16 protein-coding genes are annotated in these 13625 nt (G+C 43.0%); 10 read left to right on the plus strand and 6 right to left on the minus strand.

Annotated features, from left to right (window positions below; all coding sequences use genetic code 11):
• Positions 1 to 25: 25 nt before the first annotated feature.
• The 7 genes from Aba26S_RS10275 to Aba26S_RS10305 all read left to right on the plus strand — a co-directional run bounded on the left by Aba26S_RS10275 (position 26) and on the right by Aba26S_RS10305 (position 5156).
• Positions 26 to 1291, plus strand: a complete 1266-nt coding sequence (locus Aba26S_RS10275; RefSeq protein WP_370538959.1) for an OprD family outer membrane porin — start codon at positions 26 to 28, stop codon at positions 1289 to 1291.
• Between the two features lie 197 nt (positions 1292 to 1488).
• Positions 1489 to 2022 carry a PadR family transcriptional regulator gene (locus Aba26S_RS10280; protein WP_005240451.1) on the plus strand — a complete coding sequence of 178 codons (534 nt, stop codon included), beginning with the start codon at positions 1489 to 1491 and terminating at the stop codon, positions 2020 to 2022.
• 144 nt (positions 2023 to 2166) lie between these two features.
• Positions 2167 to 2475 (plus strand): DUF3861 domain-containing protein, encoded by a 309-nt coding sequence (locus Aba26S_RS10285; RefSeq protein ID WP_005240449.1) that lies wholly within the window; start codon positions 2167 to 2169, stop codon positions 2473 to 2475.
• Between the two features lie 144 nt (positions 2476 to 2619).
• Complete coding sequence (locus Aba26S_RS10290) at positions 2620 to 2892, plus strand: DUF2798 domain-containing protein (protein WP_005240447.1); 273 nt, start codon at positions 2620 to 2622, stop codon at positions 2890 to 2892.
• Positions 2893 to 3062: 170 nt separating this feature from the next.
• The gene (locus Aba26S_RS10295) at positions 3063 to 4010 is read left to right on the plus strand and encodes a pirin family protein (RefSeq protein WP_005240445.1); all 948 of its coding nucleotides are present in this window, start codon (positions 3063 to 3065) and stop codon (positions 4008 to 4010) included.
• Positions 4007 to 4405 (plus strand): OsmC family protein, encoded by a 399-nt coding sequence (locus Aba26S_RS10300; RefSeq protein WP_005240443.1) that lies wholly within the window; start codon positions 4007 to 4009, stop codon positions 4403 to 4405. The genes Aba26S_RS10295 and Aba26S_RS10300 overlap by 4 nt, the downstream gene beginning before the upstream one ends.
• Before the next feature lie 97 nt (positions 4406 to 4502).
• On the plus strand, positions 4503 to 5156 hold the full coding sequence (locus tag Aba26S_RS10305; RefSeq protein WP_005240441.1) for a glutathione S-transferase family protein: 654 nt from the start codon (positions 4503 to 4505) through the stop codon (positions 5154 to 5156).
• A gap of 56 nt (positions 5157 to 5212) precedes the next feature.
• Here the strand turns inward: Aba26S_RS10305 and Aba26S_RS10310 are convergent, their stop codons facing one another.
• From Aba26S_RS10310 to Aba26S_RS10320, 3 genes are all read right to left on the minus strand, one after another.
• Complete coding sequence (locus Aba26S_RS10310) at positions 5213 to 5827, minus strand: SPOR domain-containing protein (protein ID WP_005240439.1); 615 nt, start codon at positions 5825 to 5827, stop codon at positions 5213 to 5215.
• A 389-nt stretch (positions 5828 to 6216) separates the two neighbouring features.
• Entirely contained in the window at positions 6217 to 8007 is a 1791-nt protein-coding gene (gene argS, locus Aba26S_RS10315; protein WP_005240437.1) for an arginine--tRNA ligase, read from the minus strand.
• 172 nt (positions 8008 to 8179) lie between these two features.
• Positions 8180 to 9100, minus strand: coding sequence for a Dyp-type peroxidase (locus tag Aba26S_RS10320; protein ID WP_005240435.1), 921 nt, complete (start codon positions 9098 to 9100; stop codon positions 8180 to 8182).
• A 157-nt stretch (positions 9101 to 9257) separates the two neighbouring features.
• On the opposite strand from Aba26S_RS10320, the gene Aba26S_RS10325 reads away from it, so the two are divergent.
• Positions 9258 to 9884, plus strand: coding sequence for a LysE family transporter (locus Aba26S_RS10325; RefSeq protein WP_005240433.1), 627 nt, complete (start codon positions 9258 to 9260; stop codon positions 9882 to 9884).
• Positions 9885 to 9890: 6 nt separating this feature from the next.
• Here Aba26S_RS10325 and znuB read toward each other — a convergent pair whose 3' ends face one another.
• Genes znuB through Aba26S_RS10340 form a run of 3 tightly spaced genes read right to left on the minus strand, consistent with a single transcriptional unit; the run spans position 9891 to position 11962 of the window.
• Complete coding sequence (znuB, locus tag Aba26S_RS10330) at positions 9891 to 10700, minus strand: zinc ABC transporter permease subunit ZnuB (protein ID WP_005240432.1); 810 nt, start codon at positions 10698 to 10700, stop codon at positions 9891 to 9893.
• Positions 10701 to 10703: 3 nt separating this feature from the next.
• A complete protein-coding gene (gene znuC / locus Aba26S_RS10335) occupies positions 10704 to 11492 on the minus strand; it encodes a zinc ABC transporter ATP-binding protein ZnuC (protein WP_005240430.1) in 789 nt (262 codons plus the stop codon).
• Complete coding sequence (locus Aba26S_RS10340; protein ID WP_004656533.1) at positions 11465 to 11962, minus strand: transcriptional repressor; 498 nt, start codon at positions 11960 to 11962, stop codon at positions 11465 to 11467. The genes znuC and Aba26S_RS10340 overlap by 28 nt, the downstream gene beginning before the upstream one ends.
• A 220-nt stretch (positions 11963 to 12182) precedes the next feature.
• On the opposite strand from Aba26S_RS10340, the gene Aba26S_RS10345 reads away from it, so the two are divergent.
• A complete protein-coding gene (locus Aba26S_RS10345; protein ID WP_005240428.1) occupies positions 12183 to 13022 on the plus strand; it encodes a metal ABC transporter substrate-binding protein in 840 nt (279 codons plus the stop codon).
• Between the two features lie 170 nt (positions 13023 to 13192).
• Positions 13193 to 13591, plus strand: a complete 399-nt coding sequence (locus tag Aba26S_RS10350; RefSeq protein ID WP_005240426.1) for an ATP synthase subunit I — start codon at positions 13193 to 13195, stop codon at positions 13589 to 13591.
• The last annotated feature ends 34 nt before the right edge of the window (positions 13592 to 13625 follow it).

The following is a 13625-nucleotide window of genomic DNA, read 5'->3' on the forward strand; positions in this document are numbered from 1 at the left end:
TGGCACGGCAACTCAACACAGGATGATTGATTCTATGCACCACTTTAATGTGAAAATTGTAGCGCTGAGTATCTTGCTGCCAATGTCTGGGGCAAGTTCGGGCGTATGGGCAGCTGACCCCACCCAGCCCATTCAAGACGAATGGAAATTTAACCTGAAGAATGCCTATCTATACCGTGATTATGCCAATAGCAATGCAAAAAACTTTGGCAGTTGGTCTCAAGGGGTATCTTTGTTTTATACCTCAAACTTATACGATACCCCTTTCGTGATCGCAGACAAGCCAATTCGGATCGGGGCGGATGCTTCGGTACAATATGCAGTACGGTTAAGCGCAGATCGACACGTCAGTGATATGGTATTGCCTTTTGATCGGCAGACCCAGTCCCAAGCGGCTGATTATTCAAAGTATGGAGCAACCCTGAAACTAGGCTATGGCAAAACTTTATTGAGTGTTGGGGAGCTATGGCTGGACTTGCCTGTTACCAGCTCGGATGCCAGTCGTCAGTTAATTACCTCCTATTGGGGCAGCAGTTTAAAATCACAGATTTCGGATCAACTCTATGCTGAACTGGGTCGGGTGACAAAAGTGTCTCCACGTAATGAAGATAACTTTCATAAGTTCTCCTTCAGCTCGAATGGTAAAACGGCCTATTCCGATGGCCTGAATTATCTTGACCTACGTTATCAGCTGACCCCCTCGCTCAAAGCTGAATATTACTTTGGCAATTTAGAAGATTTATATAACAAACACTATCTCGGTCTGGAGCATACCTGGAAACAGCCCACTTTTTCACTGAACTCCAAGTTTAAATATTTCAATGCCAAAAATGATGGCGACAATTTTAAGATCGATGCCCAGAATATCGGGGTGTTGGAAATGCTGAAAGTAAACAATCAGAGTTTTGGTTTGGGTTATCAGCAAATTATGGGTGAATCAGCCTATCCTTTACCCGATGGATTTTTACCTGAGTTGTATTTTATCAACTGGAATGCCACAGGCTTTTTTAAGCAGAATGAAAAGTCCTATCATCTGATGTACGGCTATGATTTTAAGGACTACGTACCAGGGTTAAATGCTATGGTGAAATATGTCTATGGTTATGACTTTAAAACAGCCGATGGTGTGAAAAACCATGAAACTGAATCGAATGTCTTGGTCAATTATGCTTTTCAGCAGCCTTATTTAAAGGGCTTTGCCATTCAATATCTACGTGTTGATTACAAAGTCAAACATGGCAATGACTTTGGTGAAGATCGTCTGTTTGTGAATTATACGAAACGATTCTAATTGCATGCAAAGTCATAAAAAAGAGTGCCTGAGCACTCTTTTTTATTGCTTAATTTTGCTCAAGCGCTTTTTAAAGAATAAATAATTCATTGATTATCTAAATATTAAAATTTAAAGATATATCTTAACTTGCTATAAGACTATTTAAGATATATCTTAATTGTCGCAAATTAAGCAAATATAGAGAAAAATAACAGATGAAATATCAATCCGAGCATTCTCATGATGAAGCCGAAGCGGCTTTATTCCATCGGGAACATCCTCGTTCAGGCCGCCGTGGTCGCTTATTTGAATCAGGTCGCATGAAACTGTTGGTGTTGCATTTGATTCAGCAAAGCCCCAAACACGGTTATGAAATTATTAAAGAAATTAGCGATCTGGTCGGTGATGGTTATAGCCCAAGTGCAGGAACGATTTATCCAACGCTGACCACACTGGAAGAAATGAATTTGATTCGCCTGCTGGATGCCGAACGTAAGCAATACCAGATCACCGACTATGGCGACAGTTATTTAAAAGAGCAGCAAGACATGCTATTGGCACTTCTACAAAAGCTACGACTAAGACGTGAAATTCACAATAATGATCAGCTGATTGATATCCACCGCGCCATGGAGAACCTCAAGACGGCATTGCGCTTAAAACTGAATATCGCGGATTTGCAACAAGAGCAGATCCATCAAATTGCGGAAAAAATTGATCAGGCCGCCATCGCAATCGGACGTTTATAAGTTGGGGCGAGTTGTCAGAGCTACAACACAAAACAAGCGGGCACCGTTTGTACAGTCTTTGGCTGCGGTATTTCATCAATTTAAAGTCGATCTGATAGAGGTTGAAATCAAAGAGAGTGCTGAGCAGCACCTTGGAGCAGAAGTATGAAACAACATCAATATCATGTCACGGTGCAACATTTAAAAGATGCGAAAGGGCATGTCTCAACCTATAGTGAGCGTCTAGAGTTTTATACGGGCAATCATGACGATCTCTTCGAGATAGTCGAACGTTTGAAGAAAGCAGATTTTTTTGATGATCAAACCACCAAGTCATTTGCAGTGGGTTTAAAACTATTTAGTGAGGTGATGTTAGAAAATAAAGATCATCCATTATTCGCAACGTTCTTACCTCAATTTGGTCAATTTATGAAAAATTTAAAACAGCAGGTGAAACAAGATCTTCTGGAATAAGACGAATTTAAAACAAGAGGTATTGTCAATTTGACAACAGGTTGTTGCATAGATAGCACTCTGCGTATCAGCAATATATGGTGTCGACGAAGCTTTAAATTGTTAAAATAAACTAAAGAGTTTTTTTATTAAAATAGGCTGAAAATGCAGGAATTGAAAGCAAGCTCTTGGCGGATTGCGAAATTGCCCGCCAAGTATGCGATGTGGATATTACCATTGATTCTATCCTTTTTTATGAGTGGGACGCTGTCACTGGTTAATCTATGGATGAGGACAGGTTTTATTCCAGGTTTTCTGATCATATGGCTAGAGACATGGATGTTTTCCTGGCTGATCGCCTATCCTTTGGTGTTGATTTTATTGCCCGTAGTTCGGCGATTAACAGGTCTGATTGTGGATATGCAACCTAAGCCATAAACTGGATGAGGCGGCATTATCTAGAAGGGCAACGCTTCTTGAATTTTCATCAGGATTGTCCTATGAATAGCACTCTGTGTATTACGAAAAGACTATATTGCTGAATGTATGTATTGTTAAGATCAAGATATCAACTCATTGCATTAGCATAGGTAACAGAGAGCAATATCATGAGCAATAATAACGACTACGATATTTCTGATTCAAAAGACTGCGAAACATATATCAATCAATTTATTCAAGAATTTACTATTCGCTCGGCCGAAATTGGCAAGGGAACCGTGATTAAACGTGCTTTACCGAGTCGACAAAAGCGCTTGGTCGGGGCATGGTGTTTTCTCGATCATGCTGGGCCTGTGAGCTTTCCTGCAGGTGATGGTCTGGATGTGGGGCCGCATCCACATATTGGTTTGCAGACTTTTACATGGATGATTGAAGGCACCATGATGCATACCGATAGTCTGGGTTCAAAACAACTCATCCGTCCGAAACAGGTCAATTTGATGACCGCCGGTCGTGGGATTTCACACACTGAAGTTGCACCTGATACTGAAACTAAAATGCACGCTGCTCAGCTATGGATTGCCTTGCCTGATGACAAACTGAATATACAGCCTAAGTTTGAACACTATCCAGAATTACCAATTGTAAATAAAGATCAGGTTGAATTTACCGTACTGGTTGGAGATTTCCTCGACACAACTTCACCTGTGCAGGTGCATACGCCTTTAGTGGGTGTAGATCTTACCGCACAAGCCGATACCAAGACCCGTATTCCATTAAACCCAGAGTTTGAATATGCGTTTATGGCACTTGAAGGTACCGCTCGCGTTAATGGTCATGAACTTACTGCCGATAACATGGTGGTACTGGAAACTGGGCTGACGGAAATTGAGGTAGAACTTACCCAAGGGCATCGTTTGTTGCTGATTGGCGGAGAACCGTTTCAATCGCCGATTTTGCTGTGGTGGAATTTCGTAGGCCGAACGATGGAAGAGTTAAAGCAAGCGCGTGAAGACTGGGTGAACCATGATGCACGTTTCGGCGAAATTCCAGATTATCAGGGCAAACGTTTGGAAGCCCCTGTGTTACCCGATCAAATGAGGGCATCAAAATGAGTATGATTGCAAGTGCAACCGTCCAGACTTTGCCAGAACCTTGGAAGGGTGAGGTACACAGTGGCAGGCATCAATTCCTTACCGATAAACCAGAACAGTTTGGAGGACATGATACAGGTCCTGCACCTTATGATTTCCTCACCGCAAGTTTGGCTTCATGTACCATGATCACCTTGCGTATGTATGCGCAGCATAAGGAAATCGATTTAGGTGAATTCAAGGTTGAGGTGGATTTTCATATCAATCGCGAGCAGCAGGAGCGTATAGAACGTCGAGTTGTGTTTAAGCAACCTGTTGCACAGGATTTGCAAGAAAAACTTCTTAATGTCTGTAGCAAAACACCAGTAACTAAAACTTTGTTACGTAGTTTAGACATTCACACCATGATTCTTTAAGACTAAAGTGCTATTGTGCTTGGGCAAAACAAAATTCTAAGCGTAACCGTGAGAGGGACTAACACCATGGTTACGCAGCTCAAAAGCAGGCACAAAAATGATTACCTTACATTACCTACAATGTTCACGTTCGTTCCGTATCTTGTGGGCATTAGAAGAACTTGGTGTGGATTGCCAAGTTGAGTATTATCAAAGGTTAGCCAATTTCTCAGCACCCAACAGCCTCAAACAGATCCATCCATTGGGTAAAGCACCTATTTTAGTGGATGGTGACGATGTGATTGTTGAATCTGCTGTCATTTTAGACTACTTGCAGCAACAGTATGATCTGCAACATCAATTTAAACCGCAACAAGCTGCTGATCAACGCCAATATTCCTATTGGATGCATTATGCAGAAGGCTCATTAATGCCTTTATTGGTCATGACTTTGGTGATGAACAATGTCAGTAAACATGTTCCTTGGGTGATTCGTCCCATCGCTGAAAAAATTAGTGATGGTGTCAAAGCAGGTTTTGTGCGTCCGCGCGTCAAAGAACATATTTTGTATCTTGAAGATTATCTGGCAAAACATGATTATTTTGCAGGCGACTTTTCTTTTGCAGATATTCAAATGGCCTTTCCGTTGATCGCCATACAAAATCGTTTACATGGTAAATATCCGCATATTCAAGCTTTTGTACAACGGGTTCAACAACGTCCAGCCTTTCAGCGTGCTGAACAAAAAACCTTACATTCGCAATGCGCATAGAATTTTGAGCATTAAAAAAGGGAACCATGGGTTCCCTTTTTTAATGGATTTTTGCCTTAGCGTTTAATCACAATAGAGTCAATACCGCTGTGTTGCAAGGTTTGTTGTGCGGCCAGTGCAGATTCCTGACTATCGTAAGGTCCAGAGAATACACGGTACCAAGTCTGACCATTTTCAACGCTTTTCACCACATCAGCAGATAAACCATTTAGAATAATTTCTGCACGACGCGCATCGGCACTGTCTGGGTCAGGATAGCTGCGAACCTGTAAAATGTAGGTCGCATGTGCGGGTGCTGTGGGTTGTTCAGTTGCACTGATTCCGCTATCAGGCTCTTGAGTTGTGGTGGTTTGTGGTTTTGGTGATTCAATAATGACTACATTTCCTTGAGTTTTGGTCTCAGGTACCGCTTGTTCAGGAATTGGGGTTACTTGCTGTTGAGGAAGCAAGTCATAAAAACGGTAGTCTTTATTGGTATTTTCTTCTTGATAATGTTCAGAGGTCACCTGATTTTTCGCAGGTACGGGCTGCCATGGTTGCCAAAGCATCAACATCACCGCAGCACATAGAATCGCGAGAATGGCGACAAGCATTCCTAACCACTTTGGAATGAGCGGTTTTTTAGGCTTGTTTGGTCGTTCAGATACACCACGTTGCGTTTTTCCAAACACCGGAAAATTCCTCTTGATCCTATTGGTTTATTTGTAACTTGAATCTGCTTAAAAACAAAGCATTATGTTTAAAAATAATGCTTTGTTTACCATATTGTTTAACAATGATGGCTTAAGTTTACATGGGTTTAAAGCGTTGCTTTACTCATTACCGTTCACCTTAGGCATAGCCCTCCGATGCAAAGAGGGCTTGCTTACATCGGTACCTCAGGCATCGCCTTCGGTCTTGCGACGATGTGCAAAGCGTTGCTTTGCTATTTTACAGCCCACCTCAAGCATAGCTTTCGGTCTTGCAGCCATGTGTGAAGCTTCGCTTCACTATTTACATGGTTACTTCGGGCACAGCCCTTCGTCTTGCGACCATGTGTGAAGCTTTCGCTTCACTTTTTTTACATGGTCTCAGGAGCGGAGACACCAAGCAATTCTAAGCCATTATGTAGAACTTGCTGTACGTTGATTGAAAGCAATAAACGTGCTTGAGTCAGAGCCACATCATCACCCAATACTTTATGCTCGTTGTACCATGCGTGGAACAAGGCCGCCAATTCTTTCAGATAGTTACCAATCTGGTGCGGTTCATAGGCATTGGCTGCACGAACCAAGATATCTGGATACGCAGCAAGCTTAGATAAAATTTCTGTTTCAGCGTCAAGTTCTAAACGGTTGGCTTGTTCACGCGCCGCAACAGCATCAAAACTGATCCCTGTAGTGGCTGCTTTTTCTAACATACGGCAAATACGGGCATGTGCATATTGAATGTAATACACTGCATTGTCTTTGCTTTGTGAGACGGCAAGATCGAGGTCAAAATCGATGTGTTGTTCAGACTTGCGCATCACATAGTAGAAACGCGCCGCGTCATTCCCCACTTCTTTACGAAGATCACGCAATGTCACGAACTGACCTGAACGAGATGACATTTGTACCATCTCGCCACCACGCCACAAACTTACGAACTGAACCAAAAGTACGGTCAGTTTTTTGGAGTCGTAACCCATGGCATCAATCGCTGCTTTCACACGTGCAATATACCCGTGGTGGTCTGAACCCCAGATATCAATCAGGTCAGTATAGCCACGTTGTAATTTATTCAAGTGATAAGCAATGTCAGAAGCAAAGTAAGTGGTTTGACCATTACGACGTTTCACTACACGGTCTTTTTCATCACCGAACTCGGTCGATTTAAACCAGATATTACCGTCCTTTTCATAGAGGTAACCACGTTGGTCTAATGTCTCAAGCGCTTCGTCAATCTTGTCGGTCAGGGAGTCTTCACTGAACCATTTGTCAAAGGTTACACCAAAGTCTGCCAAGTCATCTTTGATATCATCCAAGATGGCATGTAAAGCTGCTTGATGGAAAACACGGTAGTCCGCACCCAAGTGTTGTTGTGAGTTTGCGATCAAACCATCAATGTGCTTTTCTTTGTCGCCAGAAAGAATAACTTTATTGCCTTCTGCATCGAGTTGTTCAGCGTATTGAACATCTTCGGGTACATCTTTATAGATGTCAGCAACGGCACGAACGTGGGCATTGCCATCTTTATCAATAATTTCTTGTGCAATTTCTTTGACGTAGTCACCTTGGTAGGCATTTTTAGGAAAAACTAAAGTTTGACCAGTCAATTCTAAATAACGTAAATAAGTTGAAGTGGCCAAAATATCCATTTGACGGCCTGCATCATTGACATAGTATTCGCGGTCAACGGATGCACCTGTTGCTTCTAATAAGTTCGCAACAGTCATGCCATAGGCTGCACCACGACCATGTCCGACATGCAGACTAGAAGTTGGATTGGCAGAGACAAATTCGACTTGGATTTTTTTAGCTGCATTGGCTTGGCTGCGACCATAATCATTTTTTTGCGCTTGAATTTGGTCGAGCACTGCATAGCGCTGATCAGCATTTAAAAAGAAGTTGATAAAACCCGGACCTGCAATTTCTGACTTAGTAATGTCCGCCACTTCAGGGAGGGCCGCCAGGATTTTTTCAGCAAGATCGCGTGGTTTCATGCCCGCGGCTTTTGAACCGATCATGGCAATATTTGAAGCGAAGTCTCCGTGACTTCGGTCTTTGGTACGGGTTAAATGGCTCGTGTTGGTCCAATCTGAAGGAAGTACACCTTGCTGTTGCAGAGTTTGTACCGCATGATCAAGAGCTGCTTGTATTGCCGTATTCATAGTTACCGAAAATAAATGTCGCGGAAAAACGAACAATATAGCAAACTTTATCGGCTTAGGGGGAGTGGGATTGATCTGGAATTAACATATTCCTATAAAACTTTTTAAGTTCATGTTTTAAAGCTGGGTTTTAAAGATGCTATACCCTTGATAGATATAGCATCTTGGTGTTTTAGTCTTCTAAAAGTTGTGCTAATAATTCATCACTTGGCGCAAAATAATAAGCACCATCAATGGCAGTAGTGAAATGCAATAAGCGGTCATGGATACCATCACCTGTGGTGCCGAACATGCGTTTCAGCATTTCATCAATAATACTGAGGTTGTTGGTATAAGCGACGAAAAATAAACCTTGCTCACCTTTGCCATCTCCATAAGGCAAGCTGTGGCGCAAGATTTCCATTTCTTCCCCTTTATCATCTTCCACCACGGTACGTGCCACATGTGAGTTTTCTGGCTTGATCTCATCATCTAGTTCAATTGACTCTAGTTTGGTACGACCAAAGACATGCTCTTGCGCATCGACTTTGAGCATTTGCCATTTTGCCAGATCATGAACATAGCGTTGTGCAAAGATAAAACTGCCATTGGCAAAAGCTTCGGCTGTTTCTGGGAGTAGGGCGGCTTCAGCACGGTCATCTGGGAATTGCGGGTTTTCCGTCCCATCAATAAAGCCGGTCATGTCACGGCCATCAAAGAAACGGAAGCAAGCACGTTCATCCAAAACCTCAACTTTATCTTGAATACCCTGAAAGAAGGCTTGGCTGATGGCAAAGCAGATATCTGCACGGGCACTGGCAATATGAATAAACACATCGGCAGGAACTACAGGCATATTGAAGGCGCCTTGTTGCGGATCGAGTTGCTTAAAGCCTTCTGGAGTTTGAGAATAGAGTTTTGACCAGAGTTCAGGGCCAAATGCAACCGCAGTTTTGATCTGGTCATTGGGATGCTGTGTGATCAGGCGATCACGTGTTGAAAGTAGAACTTCAATTTGTTGTTTTAATTCGGCAACACTTAAATCTTTTAAACGTAAAACAATAAAGCGGGCATGGTCAGAAGGTAGTGGAAGAATGACAGATTGCGCAGTCATTAAAATCTCCTTAGTTGTTTTTTAAGGGACAAAAAGAATAATTGTGCCTGATGTGATGAAGGCTGAGTAGCTTATTTATGAAATTTTATTGTCCAAAATATCATCATGATAGCTTGATAAAACGGTATAATTTCCGTTTTTTTCAGACACGACTTCTATGTCTTTGCATATTTGGTTTGCTTTTATGTTGGCTTGCTGGGTGATTAGTATTTCTCCAGGGGCTGGTGCAATTGCCTCAATGTCGAGTGGTCTCAACTATGGCTTTCAGCATGGCTATTGGAATGCGATCGGTTTGCAAGTGGCCCTGATTCTACAAATTTTGATTGTCGCTGCGGGCGTTGGTGTCCTATTTGCCACGACTCCTTGGGCTTTTCAGGTGGTGAAATGGTTTGGTGTGATTTATTTGCTCTATCTAGCTTATATGCAGTGGACAGCACCTATCCAAAACATCGAGATTCAGCAGGAACAGAATGATAAATCTGCTTTGGCTTTGGTGTTTAAAGGCTTTGTGGTGAATATGAGCAACCCCAAAGCAATCGTATTTTTATTGGCTGTTCTACCGCAGTTTTTGGACTTAAATCGACCACAGTGGCTGCAATACCTGATCATGGCAATGACAATGGTGACGATTGATTTGATTGTCATGGCGGGCTATACCGGACTGGCATCGAAAGTGTTGAGACTGCTTCGCTCACCGACACAGCAAAAATATTTAAATCGTGGGTTTGCCGTGATGTTTAGTGGTGCAGCCTTATTATTGAGTGTAATTCAGCAATCGGCCTAAATCGTGTTAGGCAGATTGTGACTGGCTTTTAAATTTTTGTGCGATAAAAATGGCAGCAAAACACAGCGCCATACATAAAACGATGCTTAGCCCCGTTGCAATATTTAAAGCAGCGCTTGACCATAAGCCAACGGTAACGCCAAACTGTGCTAACACAAATGCCCAGATCACCATTTGTTTAGGAGAGTGTGCCAGTAAACGGGCACTGAGGGCTGGGATGACCAGCAGCGCGCCCATCAAGAGTGAACCCACCGCACGTAACGCCAGTACCGTAAACAATGCCAATAACAACATAAAGACCAGACGTTGCCAGTTGGCATTTACCCCTTCACTCATCGCAATATCAGGATCAATTGCAATCTGAATCTGAGCTGACCATGAACGATAGAGCACGATCAGTGCAGCACTGATCACCACTGCAAACATGGGTAAATCAGACCACTCGATACTGAGTAAATCACCAAATAGATAGCTCAATAATTCCGGGCGTAGGCTTGGCACTTGCTGAATTAACAGTAGGCCAGAGCAGAGTAGGGTGGCCGAGCTTAAAGCGAGCAGTGCATCATTGGGTAAGCGTGAATCATGCAGCACCCATAGCAGGGCAACCAGCAATAGGGCGAGGCAGGCTACACCGAGCCAGAACGGTAAATTCAGAATACCTGCAACTGCCACACCGAGCAGGGTACCATGTGCCATGGTGTCGGCAAAAAAAGACATTCTGCGCCACAGCATCAGGCAACCGAGTGGAGCGGTCAGGAAAACCAGCAATGACCCCATGATCCAAGCAGGTAACAGGAGTTGTAACCATTCCATCATGGCTTAGACCTTTGGTTCTGGGTGGATATGAGGACGCGGATCGTGGGAACACGGTTCAGCATGATCACTATGGCCACAGTGGTTGTGATGGTGCTGGTAGAACATCCTTTGGGTACCAAAAATGGCTTGGTATTCTGGATGCTGTTGAATGCTTTCAGGTAGACCGCTGCAACAGATGTGTTTGTTCAGGCAGACCACACGGTGCGTCCCTTGCATCACCCATTGCAAATCATGCGACACCATCAGCACAGCACAGCCATAACGTTCAGGTAAGCTACGTACATATTCATACAGTTCAGCTTCGGACTGAATGTCCAGCCCCTGCATCGGTTCATCCAAGACGAGAATATCAGGCTGACGCAGTAAGGCGCGAGCCAGTAACACCCGTTGCCGTTCACCCCCTGACAGCTGCTGTACTTTGGATGCCTGTAATTTTTGGATGCCTGTGTCGCGAATAATCTCTGCACGTAAATCTGCTGTGCAGATTTCCAGATCCAGTAAATCTTGTACTCGTAAAGGCAAGCTGGCAGATGGATTAAACTTTTGCGGCACGTAGGCCAGTTTTAATTTTTTAGCACAGTGGATCTTGCCTTTATTGGGGGACATGATGCCAAGCAGTACTTTGATTAATGTAGATTTACCCGCGCCATTGGGACCAATCAGCGTCACAATCTCTTTTGCCTGCAAAGCAAAATCTACATTTCTCAAAATATCCCGTTCGTCTCGCCGAACTGAGATATTCTCCAGTTGAATAAGTGGAGTGCTTATTGGCGTGTGCTGCACTGATGACATTTTCCAGAAATTTCAATAATGCTGTGCTGCGCTAAGAATTGGTCTGAGGCGGCGAGTTGATCAAGCTGCTGGATCAGCCCTTGTGCAGATGCTTCTTTGACGGAATGACATTCTGTACAGATGAGAAACGCGGCTTGATGTCCTTCACGCGGGTGACAACAAGGAATATAGGCATTAATTGAAGTCAGCCTGTGAATCAACCCTTTTTCTAATAAAAAGTCTAAGCTACGATACACTGTTGGTGGTGCAGCAGGGCGGTCTGCCTGACCTTTGATTTTCGCCAATAAATCATAGGCGCCCATTGGGCCAGAGGCATTTAAAATGAGTTCAAGCACTTCTTTACGTAAAGGTGTCAGGCGAGCGCCAGTTGCAGTACATAACAGTTCTGCCTCAGCAAGTCGCGCTTTAATGTCATGATGACCATGAACACCATGTAAGGCATTGTCATGTTCATGTGAACAAGAACTCATAGATTGACCTCATTGTTTTTGTAAAATCTATCGATGTTTCAGTGGGTCATAAAGGTTTATGACATTTCAATAGATTTACTATCATAACATGCAATTTAATATAACGAGCTATATATAAGTTAAGCTCGTGGTCGATCGGGCTATGAATCTTAAAATAGACATAGGCATTTTTTAACTTTTGTTATATTATAACATGCTTTATTTCGTGAGTAATGTTGAAATGTCCCGCCTAATTGTTTTTGTCTTGTTTTCGATGTTAAGCACATGGGGCTGGACACAAAGCTTGGTGGTTTCAACACATCCAATTTATTTGATTGCCAAACAAGTCACAGATGGAGTAGAACAACCTGTTCTGCTCCTGAAAGACCAGAGTGGTCATGATGTACAACTTACCCCTGCTCATCGTAAAGCGATTCAAGATGCGTCATTGGTCATCTGGTTGGGTAAATCCCATGAAGCGCCACTGGAAAAAATGTTGAGCTCGAACCGTAAAGCGATTGCTTTATTGGACTCAGGTATTTTAACCACTTTGCCACTACGTAATTTGCGTGGTGCGTCTATGCCAAATACTATAGATAGTCATGTGTGGTTGGATCCGAATAATGCAGTTCGCATCGCATTTTTTATCGCGACCTTACGTTCGCAGCAATATCCCGAAAATCGGGCCAAATATATGGCCAATGCCAAAGAATTTTCACAGCAAATGTTGCAGGCTTCTCAACAATATGAAAGTTCAACCAAAACCAAGAACTATTGGTCTTATCATGATGCCTATCAATACTTGGAGCGGGCCTTAAACTTGAAATTTGCAGGCGCATTAACGGATGATCCGCACATTGCTCCGACTGCAGCCCAAATCAAGTATTTAAGAGATAATCGCCCACAAAATAAAATGTGCTTATTGGCTGAAACGACAGCGAGTGCCAGTCAGTACCAAAAAATGAACCCAGTAGTTTTCCAACCGGTCGATGAAAGCATGCGTGGCGAAGACAATTTTGTAACAGCGTGGCAAAAATTGGCTTCAAAAACCGATAAATGCGTAATAAGTGCACAAAATTGATCAAAAAAATAAAAATCAATTGACTCTATCGTCAGAAAATATGGTAACGAAAAAACCCGACTTAAGTCGAGAAAAGATTGCATGTTCAGGGGTGTAACTCTATAATGCCTGCGATTCGAAACGATCATGATTAAAACTTGTCAAGCAGTTCTGCTGTAAGTGGGTAAAAAATGAGCCAAACTAGTCGCATGATTGACCGACGATTAGCAAAAGCTTTGGTCTTCTTACAAGCGTGTATGATTGCTGTTGCAGCGTTGCTTGCATGGGCAATAAAAGATACAACTGCTGCTTTGAGTGCTGCGCTTGGGGCTTTGGTATGTTGGTTGGCACACTGTTATTTTGCTTGGCAGTCGTTTAGAACGGCAGGCGCAAGAGCATCAAAACAAGTCATGCTGAATATGTACCGAGGAATGCTCGGTAAGTTTGCGATTGTGATCGTGGGTTTTATATTAATTTTGAGCAATGTTAAACCGCTGTCACCGGTTGCATTGTTTTGTGGATTTATTCTCGTACAAGCGATGTCGTGGGTCGCGCCATTTTGGGTGGCACGTCTACAAAAACGAGGGTAAGGCACATTTTGAGATTTTTGGAAGTAGAAGCGGA

It is taken from the genome of Acinetobacter sp. NBRC 110496 (assembly GCF_000876115.1).
Lineage (GTDB): Bacteria > Pseudomonadota > Gammaproteobacteria > Pseudomonadales > Moraxellaceae > Acinetobacter.